The 18,780-nt window shown below is 70.0% G+C and carries 14 protein-coding genes; 5 read left to right on the top strand and 9 right to left on the bottom strand.

All coding sequences use genetic code 11. The features are described from left to right. The first annotated feature begins 116 nt into the window (after positions 1-116). Positions 117-341: a 50S ribosomal protein L31 gene (gene rpmE / locus BN1313_RS02940; RefSeq protein ID WP_091736394.1), complete on the top strand. Its 225-nt coding sequence runs from the start codon at positions 117-119 to the stop codon at positions 339-341. Positions 342-448: 107 nt separating this feature from the next. On the opposite strand, the gene BN1313_RS02935 is transcribed toward rpmE, so the two are convergent. Then, entirely contained in the window at positions 449-655 is a 207-nt protein-coding gene (locus tag BN1313_RS02935; RefSeq protein ID WP_091736391.1) for a DUF1192 domain-containing protein, read from the bottom strand. Positions 656-804: 149 nt separating this feature from the next. Here BN1313_RS02935 and BN1313_RS02930 point away from each other — a divergent pair, with 149 nt between their 5' ends. Further along, positions 805-1,779 carry an NAD(P)H-quinone oxidoreductase gene (locus BN1313_RS02930; RefSeq protein WP_342666750.1) on the top strand — a complete coding sequence of 325 codons (975 nt, stop codon included), beginning with the start codon at positions 805-807 and terminating at the stop codon, positions 1,777-1,779. A 4-nt stretch (positions 1,780-1,783) separates the two neighbouring features. On the opposite strand, the gene BN1313_RS02925 is transcribed toward BN1313_RS02930, so the two are convergent. From BN1313_RS02925 to BN1313_RS02910, 4 genes are all read right to left on the bottom strand, one after another. Beyond that, positions 1,784-3,028 (bottom strand): tetratricopeptide repeat protein, encoded by a 1,245-nt coding sequence (locus BN1313_RS02925; RefSeq protein ID WP_091736388.1) that lies wholly within the window; start codon positions 3,026-3,028, stop codon positions 1,784-1,786. A 26-nt stretch (positions 3,029-3,054) separates the two neighbouring features. Next, complete coding sequence (locus tag BN1313_RS02920) at positions 3,055-3,429, bottom strand: YdbL family probable chaperone protein (protein ID WP_091736384.1); 375 nt, start codon at positions 3,427-3,429, stop codon at positions 3,055-3,057. Between the two features lie 10 nt (positions 3,430-3,439). Next, positions 3,440-3,622 (bottom strand): YnbE family lipoprotein, encoded by a 183-nt coding sequence (locus tag BN1313_RS02915; protein WP_425415028.1) that lies wholly within the window; start codon positions 3,620-3,622, stop codon positions 3,440-3,442. Between the two features lie 66 nt (positions 3,623-3,688). Further along, entirely contained in the window at positions 3,689-6,661 is a 2,973-nt protein-coding gene (locus tag BN1313_RS02910; protein ID WP_091736381.1) for an intermembrane phospholipid transport protein YdbH family protein, read from the bottom strand. A gap of 163 nt (positions 6,662-6,824) precedes the next feature. Between BN1313_RS02910 and BN1313_RS02905 the strand changes: the two genes are divergently transcribed. Both BN1313_RS02905 and BN1313_RS02900 read left to right on the top strand, forming a co-directional pair. Continuing rightward, on the top strand, positions 6,825-8,906 hold the full coding sequence (locus BN1313_RS02905; protein ID WP_091736379.1) for a 3-hydroxyacyl-CoA dehydrogenase NAD-binding domain-containing protein: 2,082 nt from the start codon (positions 6,825-6,827) through the stop codon (positions 8,904-8,906). Next, positions 8,903-10,507: a peptide ABC transporter substrate-binding protein gene (locus BN1313_RS02900; RefSeq protein ID WP_091736376.1), complete on the top strand. Its 1,605-nt coding sequence runs from the start codon at positions 8,903-8,905 to the stop codon at positions 10,505-10,507. Before BN1313_RS02905 ends, BN1313_RS02900 begins: the two co-directional genes overlap by 4 nt. A gap of 15 nt (positions 10,508-10,522) precedes the next feature. Here BN1313_RS02900 and BN1313_RS02895 read toward each other — a convergent pair whose 3' ends face one another. Then, entirely contained in the window at positions 10,523-11,809 is a 1,287-nt protein-coding gene (locus BN1313_RS02895) for an adenylosuccinate synthase (protein WP_091736373.1), read from the bottom strand. Between the two features lie 146 nt (positions 11,810-11,955). Here BN1313_RS02895 and BN1313_RS02890 point away from each other — a divergent pair, with 146 nt between their 5' ends. Next, complete coding sequence (locus tag BN1313_RS02890) at positions 11,956-12,927, top strand: threonine ammonia-lyase (protein ID WP_245620071.1); 972 nt, start codon at positions 11,956-11,958, stop codon at positions 12,925-12,927. A 38-nt stretch (positions 12,928-12,965) separates the two neighbouring features. On the opposite strand, the gene BN1313_RS02885 is transcribed toward BN1313_RS02890, so the two are convergent. From BN1313_RS02885 to BN1313_RS02875, 3 genes are read right to left on the bottom strand one after another with little or no spacing between them, the layout of a single operon-like run. Next, on the bottom strand, positions 12,966-16,169 hold the full coding sequence (locus BN1313_RS02885; protein WP_091736367.1) for an efflux RND transporter permease subunit: 3,204 nt from the start codon (positions 16,167-16,169) through the stop codon (positions 12,966-12,968). After that, positions 16,166-17,251 (bottom strand): efflux RND transporter periplasmic adaptor subunit, encoded by a 1,086-nt coding sequence (locus BN1313_RS02880; protein WP_091736364.1) that lies wholly within the window; start codon positions 17,249-17,251, stop codon positions 16,166-16,168. Before BN1313_RS02880 ends, BN1313_RS02885 begins: the two co-directional genes overlap by 4 nt. Before the next feature lie 6 nt (positions 17,252-17,257). Then, positions 17,258-18,715 (bottom strand): efflux transporter outer membrane subunit, encoded by a 1,458-nt coding sequence (locus tag BN1313_RS02875; RefSeq protein WP_091736361.1) that lies wholly within the window; start codon positions 18,713-18,715, stop codon positions 17,258-17,260. Between the last annotated feature and the right edge of the window lie 65 nt (positions 18,716-18,780).

Genomic DNA, 18,780 nt, shown 5'->3' with positions numbered 1-18,780 from the left:
CGCGTTCGCACCTTGCACTGACGCGGGCGTTTCCTGTATACGCCCGGCTTCCCTTTTTCGGGGTGGGCCAACCGGCCGACTCCGATGGCCGCTCCTTTACGTCAGGCGTTCGCGCTATGAAACAAGACATCCACCCGGACTACCACTTCATCAATGTGGTGATGACCGACGGCACGACCTATCAGACGCGCTCGACCTATCAGGCCGAAGGCGCGACCCTGAACCTGGACATCGATCCGAAGACGCACCCGGCGTGGACCGGCGGCAACCAGCAGCTGCTGGACCGTGGCGGCCGCGTTTCGCGCTTCAACGCCAAGTTCGGCGCCTTCACCCGCAAGTAAGACGGCCTCGCCGGCGATGCGCCCGGCGGTCCGGAAAGACGAACGCCGCGGAGGCTGGTCCTCCGCGGCGTTTTTGTCGTTTCCGTCTGCAGATTCTTTGCGGGGCGTCAGCCCGCCGGTTTCGAGAACAGAGCGTCGGCCGCGGCGCGCCCTGATTGTTTGCGTACGATCTGCGCCTCGACCCGGGCGATCTCGGCCTGCAGGACCTCGCGGCGTTCCTTCAGCTCCTCCACGGCATAGAGATCGAGATCTTCACGCATGGCCTCGGCCAGTCGCTGGCCGCGGCCGAAACGCACATCCGCCGGTTCATCCATCACGTCACGCGCCTCCTGTTCGGACGCTTATCCAACCTCCGACCGGGCCCGCCTGCAACCAGGGACATTGTCAGCAAGGCCGCACGGCGCTTGACGCCTTGGCCGGACAACGCGTTATCCAGGCGACCTCGCACCCGGAGCCCTTCACCATGACCGCCCTGCCCGAAACCATGACCGCCATTGAGATCGAGGGCGGCAAGGGTCCCGCCGCCGCGCTGAGAGCCGTCCAGGTTCCCTTGCCCGCGGTGCGCGAGGGTGAGGTGCTGATAAAGGCGGCCGGCGCCGGCCTGAACGGCGCGGACCTGGCGCAACGCCGCGGCCTTTATCCGCCGCCGGCGGGGTCTTCGCCCCATATGGGCCTGGAGGTCTCAGGCGAGGTCGTGGTCGCTGCTGGTCCCTGGAAGGTCGGCGACCGGGTCTGCGCCCTGCTGGGCGGCGGCGGCTATGCGGAGTACGTCGCGGTCGACGCGCGCCACGTCCTGCCCGTGCCCGACCATGTCGATCTGGTGGAGGCCGGCGGCCTGCCGGAGACTGTGCTGACGGTGTTCGCCAACGTCTTCGAGGCCGCGGCGCTAAAGCCGGGCGAGACCCTCCTGGTCCACGGCGCAGCGTCGGGCATCGGGTCCAGCGCCATACAGATGGGCAAGGCCTTCGGCTGCACCGTCATCGCCACGGCGCGCGGCGCGGAAAAATGCGCCAAGGCCCTGGAGTTCGGCGCCGACCGGGCGATCGACACCACGGTCGAGGATTTCGGCGCGCTGCTGGAGGGCCAGGTCGATGTGGTCATGGAGCTGGTCGGCGGCGACTTCTTCGCCAAGGACCTGCAGGCCATCCGCATCGGCGGGCGCATCACGTTCATCTCGGTGCTGGGCGGTGCGGACGTGCAGCTGCCCTTGCGCACGCTGATGGCCAAGCGCGCCGCGGTGATGGGCTCGACCCTGCGCAACCGGCCGGCCGACGAAAAGGCGCGCCTGATCGCCCACGCCGCCGAGGTCGCCTGGCCCTGGGTTCAGACGGGCAAGGTCAAGCCGGTGGTCGACAGCCTTGTGCCGCTGGCCGACGCCGCCGAGGCCCATGCGCGGATGGAAAGCTCGCACATCGGCAAGATCATCCTGAAGGCCTGAGCCCTCAGCGCAGGGCGCCGGCGTCCCTGGCGGGGTTGGTGACGCCGGCGCGGGTCAGGCGCTCGACGAGGTCAGCGCCGCGGTAGCCCAGGCGGTAGGCGTTCAGCCAGGCCACGCGGGCGGCGGCGGCGTCGCTGGCGCGGTAGGCCAGGTCGCCCAGGACGATGAAAGCCAGGTCGTTGGGGGCCTGGTCGTTGGCGGCGCGCGCGTCGGCGGCCGCGCCCGTGGCGTCGCCCAGCTCGAACCGGGTCCGCGCCCGGCCGGCGAGGGCGAAGGCCGAGGGCTGCAGGCGCACCGCCTGATCGAAGCGCGCCAGGGCCTCGGGCCCGCGGCCGGCCAACAGCAGGCGGAAGGCGAGCGCGGCATGGGCGTTGGGCTCGGGCGGATAGAGCGCCACGGCGATCTCGCTGTCCTCCAGCGCCTGGTCGAGGTCGCCTTGAGCGGTCCAGGCCGCGGCGCGCAGGCCGAGGATCTCGGCGCGGACGCCGACATTGGGCTCGGACAGGAAGGCGGCCGTACAGTCGCCGACCAATCCTGCGGCGTCCGCCGGGGCGGCCCGGCAGCGGGCGAGTGCGTCCGGCGCGGGGCCGCGGGCGCTGGCCAGGGCCAGACGGCGCGACAGAACCTGGTGGCCGGCGGTGACAGCGGGGTCGCGATCGGCCGCGACGAGGGCCAGGTCGGCGCGGACCTGGGCGAAATCGCCAGTCCACAGGGCCGCGGCGGCGCGGCCGAGCCGAGCGCGGGCGTCGTCCGGCGACAGGGCGACAACGCGATCCCATTCGCGGCGAGCCTGGGCCAGATCGCCCAGCCGGGCGTGGGCGAAGGCGCGCTCCTGCGCCACCCGGGGGCTGTCGGGCAGGAGTTTCTCTTCGGCGTCGAGCTCGACGAGGGCCTCGTCATAGCGACCGAGCGCATTGAGGGCGAAGGCCCGCTCATGGCGCACAAAGGCGCTCTGGGCGCTGATGCGCAGGGCCGAATCAAGGTCGGCGAGGGCCTCGACGTAGCGCTGCTGGCGAATCTGGGCGTAGCCGCGGGCCACGATCAGGTCGAAGCGGGCCTCCGGCGTCGCGGCGACAAGCGCCGCCTCGCAGGCTGCGGCGACGGCCACGGGGTCGGTGTCATTGTCGACCTGACAGCGCGCGCGTACAGGCGCGAGTGGAGCGGCCGGCGCCTGCGCGCCCGCCGGGACGGCGAGCGCGAGCCAGAGCGTGCCGGCGCAGAGCGCGCCGGCGCTTCGATGGAAGTTCAAGCGCCCCCGCCCCCTTCAGATGTCGGCTATTTGCGCATCCAGCCAGCGCCCGCCGGACGATAGAATTCGCCGGGCTTCATGCGGGTCTGGACGACCTGGGTGTAGGCCGAGGCGCCGGCGGCTTCGGCGGTGACGCCGGTCTTGGCGGCGGCCTCGCGGTAGATCTGGGCGCGACCGGCGTTGATCTCAGCGACGGCGGCCTTGACGGCCGGATCGGCGGCGCCGGTCACGAGACCGAGGAAGCCGTCGGCCTGTTCGCCGACGACCCCGGCGGCCTTGGCGGAATCGACAGTGGCCTTGGCCTGCGCCGTCTGGGCGACGGCGGCGGGGGCGACGGTCAGGGCGAGCAGGGTGGCGGTGGCCACGCCGGCGGTGAGAGCGAAGAATGCGGTGCGGGTCATAGGGCCCTCCTTAGAAGAGGTTCGGGTTTTGCTGGATGAGGGATTTCACTTCCTCGTCCAGCTGCAGCCGGACGTTCGCGTCCAGCTTGGCGTAGATGGTGATCGGCTCGACGGCCACGCGAATGGTCGGCGTACAGGCGGCCAGGGTCAGGGCGAAACCGCCGATGGCCAGAAGGGGGATGCGCATCGCCATCCGGGATGAGGCGCGGAGCGGCTCGGTCATGTGGTGGTCTCCATCATTGCGGCCGACCCTAAGAGCCTAGGGCTGAACATCGCCTGAATAGCGCAGCTTTTGATATTCGCCGAAGTCGCTCAACAGATCGTCCAGGTTCAGCGTCGTATCAAGGGTGAGGTTCACCTGGGTGCCGGACGGCAGGGGCAGGGGCTTGGTCATGAACCTGCGGCTGATGATGTCGCCGAGGCTGAGCTTGATGCTCTGCTTCTGAGGCGGATCGTGGCGGCCGCGGAGGTGGAAGAGGATTCCGAGCTTACCGGCCGGCAGGGAGTCCAAAGTCGCGTCGAGCTCGTCGAAGGCGAGGTTCTCCATCGCCTGGTAGGCGAAGTCGGCGACGGGCGTGGACATGGCCGCCGCGCCCGCCGCCAAACCCGGAACCGGGACCGGCGCAGCGGCCAGCGCCTGAGCGCCGGCGGCGCTGACGCCGGTCAGGGCCGTGCGGTCGATCGACAGGCGGCCGGGCTCGATGGCGCGGAAGGCGCCCTTGCGCACGCGGACATGACCGTCCTGGGTCTCGAAGGGGATGCGGCCGCTAACGCGGGCGGACAGGTCCACCTTGTCGCCGAAGGGCGAGGCCTCGACGATATCGTGCAACTGGACGCCTTCCAGCTCGACGACGCCGCGGATCTGGGCGGCGGGGGTCAACGGAATCTCCACGTCCTCAAGCCGCACCTGGCCCCCGCCGACCGTCGCGCGCAGGGCAGCGAGCTTCAGGGTCTGGTCGGCGATGACAAATTGGGCGTCGATGTCGCTCAAGGGGGCGACGCCGCCGACATTGGCGACCTTCATGGACTGGCCGGGCGCGGTGGCGAGCGGCGCAAGGCTGGTGAAGAGCACCGTTCCGGAGAGCCCTTGAACAGCGCCCGCCGGGCTGACGAAATCGAGGCTGGGGACGGCCAGTTCACCCTGGCTGGTGACGCCGTCCGCCGTCCAGGCGAAGGCGCCGTGGAAACGCGCCGAGCCGACGGCCGGCGAGCCGATCGCCGCCGCCATCGGCGATAGCGCCAACGGCTGCAGCCCGCCTTCGGCGAAGGTGAGCAGGCCGGTGTCGATGAGCGCCTCGCCGCGGCCGGCGGCGAGATCCTGGCGCAGATCGACGCGGCCGATGCCGAAGCCGCCGACCCGACCGGTGAGCGCGCTGGTGAAGGCCTCGCCGGCCAGTCTGGCCGAGCCGTCGATCTGAACGGCGTGGAAGCGCGCCTGGGGTGCGCGGTCGGCCACGCGGGCGGCGATGCTGGTGATGTTGACCTCAAGCGTGCGGCCGCCGCGCGCGGACAGGGTGGCCGCGCCATCGGACAGGCCGAGCTGGAAGGCGGGCGCGGCGCCAGAGAGCCCCTTGGCCTGGGCGGAAGCCCGCCAGCCGGCGCCGTCGGCGACGAGCATCGGTGCGGTCGTTGGGCAAAGGTCGCCCTTGATGGCGGTCAGGCTGTTCTCGCCGAAGTTGAGCTTCTCCGCGGCCAGGCTGACGCAGCGCGAGGCGATGAAGCGGGTTCCGCCCGCGCCCGCCTGCAGCGTCCCGGCGGCCTTCACCGCCCCACCATCGACCGGGCCGAAATCGCCGGTGGCGTCGATCTCGCCGGTCAGACGCGCGCCGTCGGCGGAGAACGCGGCCTGGCGGACGTGAGCGTCGACGCTCGGCAAGCCGCCGCCGGCGACCTTCAGCCGGTAGCCCTGGCCCACGCCAGCAAGGCTGGCGACCGCGCCGCTGCGCGCGCTGATGCGGATCGGCATGGGCAGGCCAAGCTGCGGCGCGCCGTTCTCCAGGCCGAGGCGGACGCCGGGGGCGGCGATCACGAAGTTCGCCGCCGCGCGCTTCACGGCCGCCATGGAGGGCGCATCGGCGGCGGTGACAGGCCCCAGGCCGCCATAGGCGCCCTGGGCCAGCAGGCTGCCGGCGAGGGATGCCGAGACGCCGTCGGCGCCGAAGGCCGCCGGGCCCTGGACAGTCGCCGAGGCCTGGGTGAGCACGAGGTCGCCGGTCGACAGCTGATCGGCGCGCGCCGTGAGCCCCAGCCGGGCTGAGACAGCGTCGCCGCCCTGGCGGGTCCACAGCATGTCGTCGCCCGTCGCCGCGATCGTCAGGGCCGTGGCGCGCGCAGGTCCGGCCCCGAAGTCCTTGGCCGTGAGGTTCGCCGTGGCGGCGCCCTTGACCATCAGGTCGGTGATCCAACCGGTGACATCGCCGGTGAAGCCCGCGTCGAAGGCGGCCTCGGTCAGCGTCTGATCGCCGAGGCGGAGGCGGGCCGCGCGACCCTTCAGGCTGACGACGACGCGCCCGTCGCCGCGCTTCCTGATGAGGTCGGGATAGGGCCCGGCGAGGTCGAGGGTGACGAGGCCCGCGTCGGCGCTGAAGGGCGCGGCGGCCGGCGTCGCAAACCTGGCGAACGGGAGCGTCGCCGTCACGTGCGTGCGGCCGGCGGCCGTGGCCAGATTCAAGCGGCCCGTTCCCAGCTGTGCGGCGAAGGCCGGCCCGGAGAGGGTCGCAGGCGCGCTCCTGCCGGCCAGGGCGATCAGCTTGCCGTCTTCCAGCCGGCCGTCGCCGATGAGGGTGACGGGACCGTAGTCGGTGGCGAGGAACAGCGTGCCGGCATGGAACTGGACCTTCGGCATGGCGGCGTCGGGCTGGACCGGCCGGCGCATGAAGGCCTGAACCACCGGGTCGAGCGTGCCCAGGCTGAGCACGCCGTTACGGAGGCTGGCGCGGATGATCGGCCGTTCGACGGTCACACTGGTGACCGCCAGGCCGAAAGGCTGGCCCGACCAAGGCCCGGCAAGGCCGTAACGCACGTCGATCACCGGCGCGTCGACATCAAGCCGCCCGGCTGGACCGGCGCGCAGGGCGCCGCGGAACCGGGTGAGGGTCAGGCCGGTCACCTCGGCCTCGGCCGGCACGCCCTGGCGCTGCAGCCAGCCGACCAGGAAATAGCGCGCCGCGGGCTTGCGGGCGCCGACCACCAGAACCACAGCGACCGCAGCCACGCCCAAGGCGATCGCCACGGACCTTGTGGCCCGGCTGGAACGCTTCGCCCTTGTCGTCCGCGGTTCGCTCAAGACGCCTCAATGGCTAGGGGTGGCGGTGGCGGGCCAGAGAGCCCTATGTTCGATCCAACGTCAGAAAGACGATATGCTGACGCTTCGCTCAAGGGAGAACGCCTGAACCATGGCCAAGATCAATGCGGTGACGGATCTTTCCTATGACGGCGACATCGCGGTCATCACCCTCGACTCTCCGCCGGTGAACGCCCTCTCGCCGGATGTGCAGGACGGCCTCTATGAGGGTTTCGCCGCCGCCGCGGCCAGCGAGGCCAGGGCGATCGTGCTGACCTGCGCGGGCCGCACCTTCATCGCCGGCGCCGACATCGCCTCCATCGGCCGATCTGGCGACCACACCCTGGCTGATGTGCTGGCCCTTCTGGACACCCTGGAGAAGCCCACGGTGGCGGCGCTCTTCGGAACGACGCTGGGCGGCGGGCTGGAGGTGGCGCTGGCCTGCCACTACCGCGTCGCGGTCCCCTCGGCGCAGCTCGGCCTGCCGGAGGTCAAGCTCGGTCTGCTGCCCGGCGGCGGCGGCACCCAGCGCCTGCCACGCCTGATCGGCGTGGAAGCCGCCCTCGACATCGCCGTCTCCGGCCGCAACGTCCGCGGCCCCGAGGCCCTGAAGGTCGGCTTGATCGACGCCCTGACGACAGAGGGCGCGCTTGTTTCTGAGGCCATCGCCTTCGCTCGGAAACTGGTGGCCGACGCCGCCCCCATCCGCCGGGTCAGCGCCATGACCGACAAGATCGAGGCCGCCCGGGGCAAGCCCGAACTGTTCGAGGCCTTCCGCAAAGCCAATGCGCGACGCATGCGCGGCATGGAGGCCCCGGAGGCGGTGATCAGCGCCATCCAGGCAGCGGTCGACCTGCCCTTCGAGGAGGGTCTCGCGGCCGAGCGCAAGCTGTTCATCGAACGCATGATGAGCCCGCAGTCGGCCGCCCTGCGCTATGTCTTCTTCGCCGAGCGGGCGATCAGCAAGATCCCCGACATCCCGGCCGACACCCCCACCGTCGACATCAAGACTGTGGGCGTCCTGGGCGCCGGCACCATGGGCGGCGGCATCGCCATGACCTTGCTGAACGCCGGCTTGCCGGTGACCATCGTCGAGGCCCGCCAGGAGAACCTGGACCGTGGCCTGGCCACGATCCGCAAGAACTACGAAAGCACAGTCAAGCGCGGCTCGCTGACCGAGGCCGAGATGGAATCCCGCCTGGCGCGGCTGACCCCGTCGCTGGACATGGCCAGCGCCTTCGCCCAGGTCGACCTGGTCATCGAGGCGGTGTTCGAGCGGCTGGACGTCAAGCAGGCGGTGTTCAAGGACCTGGACCGGGTCTGCAGGCCGGACGCGATCCTGGCGTCCAACACCTCTTTCCTCGACATCGACCAGATCGCCTCGGTGGTGAGCCGGCCGGAACAGGTGATCGGCCTGCACTTCTTCGCGCCTGCCAACATCATGAAGTTGTTGGAGATCGTCCGCGGCACGAAGACCGCGAAGTCGGTGGTGGCGACCGCCATCAAGCTTTCGCGGGCGCTCGGCAAGTCGGGCGTGGTCGTCCGCACCTGCCCGGGCTTCATCGCCAACCGGATCATGCGCCGGCGGGCCGAACAGGCCCAGGCGTTGTTGCTGGAGGGGGCTGATCCGGCCGTGATGGACAAGGTCATCTTCGACTACGGCTTCCCCATGGGATCGCTGGCGACCATGGACCTGTCGGGCCTCGACATCATCCCTGACGAGCCGGGCAAGCCCACCGTGCGCATCGCGCTGGCCGAGGCCGGCCGGCTGGGCCAGAAGAACGGCAAGGGCTTCTTCGACTACGACGAGGCGCGCAATCCGAGCCCCTCGCCGGAGGCGGCCCAGGTGGTCGCGGCCTTCGCCGAGAAGATGGGGATCGCGCGGCGCGAGATCAGCGAACAAGAGATCCTGGAGCGCAATCTCTACGTCGTGGTCAACGAGGCGGCGCACGCCTTGGAGGAGGGCGTCGTGGTCCGCGCCTCGGACGTCGATATCGCCGCCATCTATGGCTACGGCTGGCCGCCCTATCGCGGCGGGCCGATGTTCTGGGCCGATAGCGTCGGCCTGGCCAAGGTGGTCGAGGCGCTGGAGCGCTACCACGCCCAGACCGGCGATCCGATGTTCGCGCCGGCGCCCCTGCTGAAGCGGCTCGCCGCCGAGGGCAAGACCTTCCAGAGCTACCAGCCGGCATGAGGGCGGGCCTCGCCCTGGCCGTCGCGCTCCTGGGCCTGGCGGCCTGCCAGCGGCAGGCGGCGACCCGCGCGCCCTGTCCGGCGGGCGAGGTCTGCCTGGAGTACGGCGTCAGCTCCGAGCCCTTCACCCTGGATCCGCAGAAGGCCAACCTGGTCGAGGAGTCCAACATCATCGCCGACCTGATCGTCGGCCTGACGACGGACGGTCCCGATGGCCAGCCCGTCCCCGGCATGGCGACCTCGTGGGAGACCAGCGCCGACGGCCTGACCTGGACGTTTCACCTGCGCGAGGCCCAGTGGTCGGACGGCGTCCCGGTGACGGCGAACGACTATGTCTATGGCCTGCAGCGGATTCTCGATCCGAAGACCGCATCGATCTATGGCTACATGGCCTATCTGCTGAAGAACGGCCGCCAGGTCGGCGAGGGTGAACTGCCGCCGAGCGCGCTGGGCGTGCGCGCCCTGGACGACCGGACCCTGGAGTTCAGGCTGGAACACCCAGCGCCCTATCTGGCGCAACTCACCAAGCACCAGAGCTTCTTTCCGGCGCCCCGCCATGTGGTCGAAAAGTACGGCGACGCCTGGGTCCGGCCCGAGCACTACGTCGGCAACGGCCCCTTCAAGCTGACGGCGTGGCGCCTTGGCGACCGTATCCAGGTTGAGAAGAACCCGCGGTTCTATGACGCCCAGAGGGTCTGCGTGAACCGCATCAACTACTACCCGACGGCGGACTCGGTCACCGGAGAGCGCCGCGTCCAGCGCGGCGAACTCGATATCTCGAACCGCTTTTCCTCTAACCGGATCGGCCGCCTGCGCGAAACCATGCCGGCCTACGTCCGCACCCACGTGTCGCTGGCCACCAGCTACCTGTCGTTCAACACGCGTAATGTGCCGGCGCTGCGCGACATCCGGGTGCGGCGCGCATTGTCGATGACCGTCGACCGCGAGTTCATCACCGGCAAGCTGATGCGCGCCGGCGAGTTGCCCGCCTACAGCTTCACGCCGCCGATCACCGCCGGCTCGACCACAACGCCCGCGCGGCTGCGTTGGGCTGGGATGAGCTTCCCGGCTCGGCAGGCCGAGGCCAAACGCCTCCTGGCTGAGGCCGGCTACGGTCCCGGCCATCCACTGAAGCTCGAGATCAAGGCGGCCAACAGCCTTGATACGCTGCTGCTGATGGAGGCGATCCAGGCCGACTGGCGGCTGATCGGCGTTGAGGTGTCGCTGGTGCAGAACGAGGGCCAGGTGGTGTTCGCCGCCTACCGCGCCCGCGACTTCCAGATCGGCTCGATGTCCTGGTACGCCGACTTCAACGACCCGGTGACTTTCCTTGGCCTGATGCGATCGGACACCGGGGCGCAGAACTACGGCGACTACGACAACCCGGCCTATGACGCCCTGATGGACGCCGCCGATCGCGAACCGGACATGATCAGGCGCGCCGAACTGCTCAGGCAGGCCGAGCAACTGATGCTCGACGATGAGGCGACGATCCCGATCATGTTTACGGTCAACCGCAACCTGGTCAGTCCGAAGATTTCAGGTTGGATCGACAACGCCGAGAACCGGCACCGCGCGCGATGGCTGTGCGTGGCGAAATAATCCTGCTCGGAGATTCTAATCCTGGAACGGGTCGCGCATGAGGATGGTGTCGTCGCGCTCGGGACTGGTGGAGAGCAACACGACCGGGGCGCCGATCAGCTCCTCGACGCGGCGGACATATTTCACCGCCGCGGCCGGCAGGTCCTTCCAGGTGCGGGCGCCCTGGGTCGATTCCGACCAGCCGTCCATCTCTTCATAGACAGGCTCCAGCGCGGCCTGGGCCTTCAGGCCGGCCGGCAGGTAGCCGATGTCGCGGCCGTCGAGGCGGTAACCCGTGCAGATCTTCAGCGTCTGCAGCCCGTCAAGAACGTCGAGCTTGGTCAGGGCCACGCCAGCGATCCCGCTCAGCGCCACCGACTGGCGGACCAGGGCGGCGTCGAACCAGCCACAGCGGCGGGCGCGGCCGGTCACGGTGCCGAACTCGCGGCCGACCGTACCCAGGTGCTGGCCGACCTCGTCGAACAGCTCGGTCGGGAACGGGCCTTCGCCGACACGGGTGGTGTAGGCCTTGACGATGCCCAGCACGAAGCCGGCGCTGCGCGGGCCGAGGCCCGAGCCGGCGGCGGCCTGGCCGGCGACCGTGTTGGACGAGGTGACGTAGGGGTAGGTGCCGTGGTCGACGTCGAGCAGCGCGCCTTGCGCGCCTTCGAAGAGGATCCGGCGGCCGGATTTCGCCACCTCGTCGAGGGTCAGCCATGCCGGCTTGGCGTAGGCGAGAATCTTGGGCGCGATGGCTTCCAACTCGGCCAGCAGGGCGTCGCCATCGGCCGGCGGCAGGCCGAGGCCCGCGCGCAGCGGTGTGTGATGGGCGAGCAGGCGGTCGATCTTGGCGACCAGCGCCTCGCGGTCCTCAAGGTCGGCGACGCGGATGGCCCGGCGGCCGACCTTGTCCTCATAGGCAGGTCCAATGCCGCGGCCGGTGGTGCCGATCTTCTTGGTGGCGGCGGCCTCGCGGGCCTGGTCGAGATCGCGATGGAGCGGCAGGATCAGGCAGGCGTTGTCAGCCAGGACCAGGAGGTCCGGGGTAATGACAATGCCTTGGCCGGCGATCTTCTCGATCTCGGACAGGAGATGCCAGGGGTCGACGGCGACCCCGTTGCCGATCACCGACAGCTTGCCTTGGACCACGCCGGAGGGCAGCAGCGAGAGCTTGTAAGTCTGGTCGCCGACAACCAGGGTGTGGCCGGCGTTGTGCCCGCCCTGGAAGCGCACGACCACGTCGGCGCGGTTGGACAACCAATCGACAAGCTTGCCCTTGCCCTCGTCGCCCCACTGGGCGCCGATCACGGTCACATTAGCCATGTTGGATACGATCTCCCGACCTGCCCGGCGAACCTCAACCGACCTTCGACAGGTGCTCGTCGGCTGGGCTTTGGATCGAATTAGCGGGCGCGGTTTAGACGATGCGGACCTTCGCCTCAACCCTGAACGGTTCTATCCTGACCACTATGACCCTCGCTGTGACATTCGCCGATATCGAAGCCGCCGCCGCCCGCCTGGCCGGCCACGCCGTCACGACCCCGCTGATCGAGAGCCCGGCGCTGAACGATCGCGTCGGCGGCCGGGTGCTGATCAAACCTGAAACCCTGCAAAGGGTCGGCGCCTTCAAGTTCCGCGGCGCTTTCAATCGACTGTCGCAGATCCCGGCCGAGCGCAAAGGCGCCGGCGTCGTCGCCTTCTCGTCGGGCAACCACGCCCAGGGCGTGGCGCTGGCCGCACGACTGCTGGGCATGCCGGCGGTGATCGTCATGCCGGCCGACGCGCCCCGGGTGAAGCTGGAGGCGACTCGCGGCTATGGCGCCGAGATCCTCCTTTACGACCGGCTGACGGAGGACCGCGAGGCGATCTCGCGGCAGATCGCGGCCGAACGCGGCGCCGTTGTCGTGCCGGCCTTCGACGACGCTGACATCATCGCCGGCCAGGGCACGGCAGGGCTGGAACTCGCGCGGCAGGCGGACGCCCTGGACCTGGTGATCTGCCCGGTGGGCGGCGGCGGATTGATCAGCGGCGTCGCCATCGCGTTGAAGGCGCTGCAGCCGCAGGTGGAGATCTATGGGGCTGAGCCCCTGGCCTATGACGATGCGCGGCGGTCCCTCGCGGCCGGCGAGCGGATCGGCGTGAAGCCTGCCGTCCGCACCCTTTGCGACGCGCTGGAATCACCAATGCTGGGCGACCTGACCTGGCCGATCGTCCAGGCGAACCTCTCAGGCGTCGCCGCCCTCAGCGATCCCGCCGTCGCCGAGGCCGTGCGCTATGCGGCCCAGACCCTGAAGCTGGTCGTCGAGCCCGGCGGCGCGGTGGGGCTGGCGGCCCTCCTGACCGGCGCGATCCAGCCCAAGGGCCGGACCGTCGGCCTGATCCTCTCCGGCGGGAACATCGACCCCATCCTGTTTGGCCGGATCCTGGCCGGGGAATTCTGACGCCCTTCTCCGCTAGGGAGAAGGGAACCACGAGCCTGTCAGCGCGACCAGGGCAGTCGGAAGCCGCGGCGGCGTTCGACCAGCGGGGCGCCGGAGGTCACAACCGGAGCGGTCGCAGCGACCGTGGGGTCGGGCGCGTCGCGTGGTGTCATGAACCGCGCGAACTTCGGCCTCAGCCACATCTCGAAGTCGTCGGCGATCTCATAGACGACCGGCACGAGGACCAGGGACAGCACCGTCGAGGTGATCAGGCCGCCGATCACCGCCACCGCCATGGGCTGGCGGAATTCCGAGCCCTTCTCGAAGGCGAGCGCTGTGGGCAGCATGCCGGCGGCCATGGCCACAGTGGTCATGACGATCGGCCGCGCCCGTTCGCGGCAGGCCTCGATGAGGGCCTCGCGCTGGCTGACGCCGCTGCGCTCCTGCTCGATGGCGTACTCGACGAGCAGGATGGAGTTCTTGGCGGCGAGGCCCAGCAGCATCAGGAAGCCGATGAGCGACGGCAGCGACAACATCTGGCGGGTGATGAGGAGTCCCAGGAAGGCCCCGCCCACGGCCAGCGGCAGGGCCGACAGGATGACCGCCGGCTTGAAGAAGGAGCGGAACAGCAGGACCAGCACGCCATAGATCATGGCCACGCCGGCGAAGATCGCCGTACCGAACACGCCGAACATCTCAGCCATGGCCTCGGCGTCGCCTAGAGCCGCGGGTTGCACGCCCGCCGGCAGGTTCTTCATGATCGGCAGATCGTTCACCGCCTTCGTCGCCTGACCCAGAGTCGCGCCGCTCAGTTCGGCGTTCACCGTCATCTGGCGGGCCCGGTTCAGCCGGTCGATCCGCGCGGGACCCGCCTTGAACTCGATGTCGGCGACAGCGCCCAGGGTCGTGACGCCGCCGCTGCCGGTCGGGATGCGCAAGCCCTGGATACGCTCGATGTCGCTCCGGTCGCCAACCGGCAGGCGCACGCGGATCGGCACCCGCCGCTCGCCGTCGGTCAGCTTCGCCACATTGGCGTCGATGTCGCCGACCGTGGCGACGCGGGCCGTCTGGGCGATCGCCGCTGCGGAGACGCCCAGGCGGGCCGCCTCGTCAGCCCGCGGCGTGATGACGATCTCCGGGCCCACCGGCGGGCGGGCCGGCCGGGGATCGGAAATCATCGGCAAGGTGCGCATCTGCTGTTCGAGCTGCAACGCGGCCCGCTCGAGGTTCGCCGGGTTGGTCCCGGACAGCACCTGTTGGAATCCGGCCGCGCCGAAAGAATCCAGGAAGCTGACGCGGGCGTCGGGGATCAGCAGCAGCTTCTCGCGCAGGCGGTCGCGGATCTGGTCGCCTGTCGTGTGACGGTCGCCGTTCAGGATCACCGTCACGGTGCCTTCGCGCATATCGCCCCCGCCGCCCCCGCCGCCGCCCGGACCGCCGGTGTCCGCCGACGAACCGATCTGGGCGAAAATGTCCTTCACCTCCGGCTGGCCGACGAACACGCGGCTGACCCGCTGCACCGTCTGCTCCATCGACTGCAGGGTCGCGCCCGGCGGGCCCTGCACCTTGACGAAGAGGTAGTCGGGATCACCGGGAGGCTGGAAGCCGGTGGGAATGAACGGCACGATGCCCAGCGAGGCGAAGAACAGCAGCCCGCCGACGATGCAGGCGATGATGCGGTGATCGAGCGCCCAATCCAGGGCGCGCCGATATCGGCCATCGAAGGGCTTGCGCGGGTGCGGCGCCTTGGACGGCGCCAGGATATAGGCCGCTAGAAGCGGGGTCAGCAGGCGGGCGACGACCAGCGAAAAGAGCACCGCCACCGAGACGCAGATGCCGAAGGGTTTGAAGAACTGGCCGAAGATGCCGGGCATGAAGCTGACCGGAGTGAACACCACGACGATCGACATCGTGGTCGCGATGACCGCCAGGCCGATGGAATCGGCGCCCACCAGGGCCGCGTAATAGGGCCGCTCGCCGCGCTCGATGCGCTTCTCGATATTCTCGATCTCGACGATGGCGTCGTCGACCAGGATGCCGATGACCAGGGTCAGCGCCAGCATGGTGATCAGGTCGATGGAGAAACCGAACAACTTCATGACGAAGAAGGTCGGGATCAGCGACATGGGCATGGCGATGGCGGTGATCAGCGTGGATCGCCAGTCGCGCAGGAAGAAGAAGACGACGATGGCGGCGAGCGCCATCCCCTCCAGCAGCACGCGGATGGTCGCGTGGTAGCTGGCGCGGGTCTCATCGACGGATGCGAAGATTCGGGTGAAGGAGACGCCGGGGTGTTCCTTCTCGAGCTTGGCCAGCGCCTTGACCACCAGGTCGTCGACCCAGACATCGGAGCCGTCGCGGGTGCGCATGACCTGGAAGCCGACGACCGGCCGGCCGTTCAGTCGGGCGAAGCCGCGCGGCTCCGAGGCGCCGTCGCCGATGTCGGCCACATCGCCCAGGCGAACGAAGCGGCCGTTGGTCGCGGCGACCGTGAGGTCGCGCAGCTCCGCCACGGTGCGGACCGAGCCCAGGACCCGCAGAGTCTGCTCGCGGCCGCCGACCGAGACCCGGCCGCCCGGGGCGTCGAGGTTCACGGCGGCCAGGGCCGTCGAGACCTGCGCCGCCGTGACGCCGGCGCTGGCCAGCCGTTCCGGATCGACGACGACGTTGATCTCGCGCTCGACGCCACCGACACGGGCGACCTGGGCGACGCCCTTCTGCGCCTGCAGGGTGCGCGCGATCGTGTCGTCGACGAACCAGGAGAGCTCGGTGTCCGACATCTCCGGCGCCGAGACGGCGTAGGTGACGATCGGGGCGGAATCGATCTCGACGCGGGTGACGGTAGGTTCGTCGATGTCGCGCGGCAGGAGGGCGCGCGTGGAATCCATCCGCGACCGGACCTCGTCGGTCTTCTTCTGCAGGTCTTCGCCGAACTCGAATTCAATGCTGGTCGTCGAGGCGCCCTGGGTGACCACGGACTGGATGTTCTTGACGCCTGACAGGCCCGCCATGGCGTCTTCCACCGGGCGGGTGACCTGCGTCTCGAGTTCGCCGGGGGCGGCGCCGTTCTGCGTCACCGTCACCGTGACCAACGGGAAGCTGATGTTCGGGAACTGCTTGATCGGCAGGGTGACGTAGGAAATCAGCCCCGCCAGGATGAGGGCGATAAACAGCACCGCCACGGGGATGGGGTTCTTAATCGCCCAGGCCGAGATGGCGAACCTTGGCGCCGGCGCCACATGGGGAGAAGGCGCGTCGCTCATTGGCTGGTCTCGACGGGCCGGATCATGTCGCCGTCCAGCATCAACGAGCTGGCGCTACGGACGATGAGGGTCCCAGCGGGCGGGCCCTTCACCAGCTGCACGAAGCCCGCGCCCCGCGCGCCGGTCTGCACCGGCACGCGCTTGACGCGATTACTGGCGTCCACCGCCATGACGCTGGCGCCGTCGGCGTCGAAGCGCACGGCGGTTTCCGGCGCGGTCAGGCCGCTGGCGACCGAGCCGCCGAAGGTCGCCCGCGCAAAACCGCCCGCGCGGATATCCGAGCGGACGGGCAGGCTGAGGCGGACGAAGCCGAGCTTGGTCGTCGGATCGACCTGCGGGCTGATCAGGCGGATGCGGCCGGTGACCACGCCGCCGCCGGGCAGGCTGACCTGAGCGGTCTGGCCGATACGGACCTCGGCGAGCTGGGTCTCCGACAGCTGGGCCTGCAGTTCGACCTGACTGTCGCGGGCGATCCGGAACCACGGTTCGCCCGTCCCGGCGGTCAAGTCGCCCGGCCGAACCGTACGCGACAGCACGAGGCCTGAGACCGGCGAGGTGATCGTGGTGCGGCTCTTCGCGTCGCGCAGCACGGCGGCCTGGGCCTGGGCCGCGGCGCGCATGGCGCGGGCCTGGGCCCGGCGCTGGTCAATGGCTTCCTGCGAGAGCACGCCCTGCCCGTCGAGGCCGGCGACGCGTCTGGCCTCGCCCTCGGCCTGCACAGCCTGAGCCTCGGCCTGGGCGACCAGCGCCTGTTGCTGGGCGATCTGGGCCTGGACAAGGCCTGGGTCGAGTTCGACCAGCACCTGGCCCTGGCGGACGGTCTGGCCGACATCGGTGAGGACGCGGGAAACGCGATAGCCCGCGCCGGTCGGCGCGACGGCGGCTTCCTCGCGGGCGACGAGGTCGCCCGCCGCCGCCAGGCCGCCGGTGATCGCCTGATCGGTGATACGCACGACGCTGACCGCCCGCGCCTGCCTGGCGGGATCGGGCCTGGCCTCAGGCTTCTTGCCGCAGGCCGACAGCGCCAGGACGGCGGCCATCGCGACGAGGGGCGCGACGAGGGGGAATGCTGTTGCTCTCATGCCGGTCTATCGGGCCTGGTTCTGGGCTGAAGTCGGGGTCTTGATCGTGGCGAGTTTCGGCGGCGCGTAGGATGAGGCCGGCCATCCGCCGCCGACGGCCTGGAAGGCCTGGACCGAGCGCTGCAGCGCCTGGACCTGCGACGAGGTGAGCGCCGTGCGCGCCGCGCGCCACGCGCGTTCGGCGTCCAGCGTCGTCTGGAGATCGGTCAGGCCGCGGTCATAACCCAGCTTTGAGGCGCGATAGGCGCGACCGGCCCGGGCTTCGCCTTCGGTCAGCAGAGCAACACGCCGGCGATCGGCGTCGAGGCGGACAAGCGAGGATTCGGCCTCGCTGAACGCGGTTTGCACGGTCTTCTCATAGGCGATGAGCGCCTGTTCGGTGCGGGCCTTCTCGGCCTTCAGATCGGCGAGCAGCCTGGGGATCGACAGCACCGGTTGCAGGACGTTGCCCGCCAGGGTCCAGCTCTGGCTCTCTGTGAAGAAACCGGGCTGCTCGACGCGCGACCATCCCACGCCCGGCGTGAAGGTGATGGTGGGCAGGAGCGCCAGGCCCGCCACGTCGCGACGACCCGCGGCCGAGGCGACGCCGGCTTCGGCCTCGCGCACATCCGGGCGGCGCATCAACAGGTCGCTGGGCAGGACGAGAGGGACCTGCGGGATCACGCCGACGACGGGGGTGACGGCGATGTTGGCGGTCGGTTCGACGATCCGGCCGGCGAGGATCAGGATCGCCCGGCGCTGCACCTGCAGGTCCGCTTCCAGCCCCTGGACCTGGGCCTTGGCCTGGGCGAGGTCTCCGGCGACGCGGTCGGCCTCGGAGGTCGCGACAATGCCGATCTGGGCGCGGCGAGAGACCACCGTGTAGAGCGCGCTCTGGATCCGCTCGGTCTCGCGCGCGTCGCCCAGCTGGATCGCCAGGCCGCGCGCCTGGAAATAGGCGCTGGCGGTCTGGGCGGCGATCGCGGCGCGCGCACCCTCCAGGTTGAAGCGCGCCGCCGCCAGGTCGCCCTTGGCCGCGCGATCAGCGGCGAAGATGCGGCCGAAGAGGTCGACCTCCCAGCTGACATTGAAATTGGCCGCGTAGTTCTCGGCCACGCCGGAGGTGTTGAACCCCGGAATGCTGACGGCGGTGCCGTCGAGCTGTTCGGTTCGCACGCGCCGGGCCGAGCCCGTGGCGTCGCCCTGCGGCAGGAACGAGAACAGCGCGCTCTGGCGAAGCGCTGAAACCTCACGAAGCCGCGCCGTGGCGCTGCGCACATCGGGATTGGCGATGAGCGCCTGATCGATCAGGCCGGTAAGCTGCGGGTCGCCATAGGCCTCCCACCAGCGGTCCAGCACCGCGACATCCGCCGCCGGCGCGCCGGCCGGCGCTTCGAAGGCGAGAGGCAGCCGCGTGTCGGCCGGCCGCGTCGCGCAGCCGGAAACCATCAGGACAGCCAGAAGGGCGGGGAGGACGCGAGGCATGGAACCCCTAATTGCTCTGGAAACCGTGACTGGCCAGTTACAACGCGGAAAGCTTCGTCGGACTG

Origin of the sequence: Phenylobacterium immobile (ATCC 35973), assembly GCF_001375595.1 — a bacterium.
GTDB classification, from domain to species: domain Bacteria; phylum Pseudomonadota; class Alphaproteobacteria; order Caulobacterales; family Caulobacteraceae; genus Phenylobacterium; species Phenylobacterium immobile.
The sequence above is the reverse complement of the archived record's forward strand: the minus strand, read 5'-3'. Positions and strand labels throughout refer to the sequence as shown.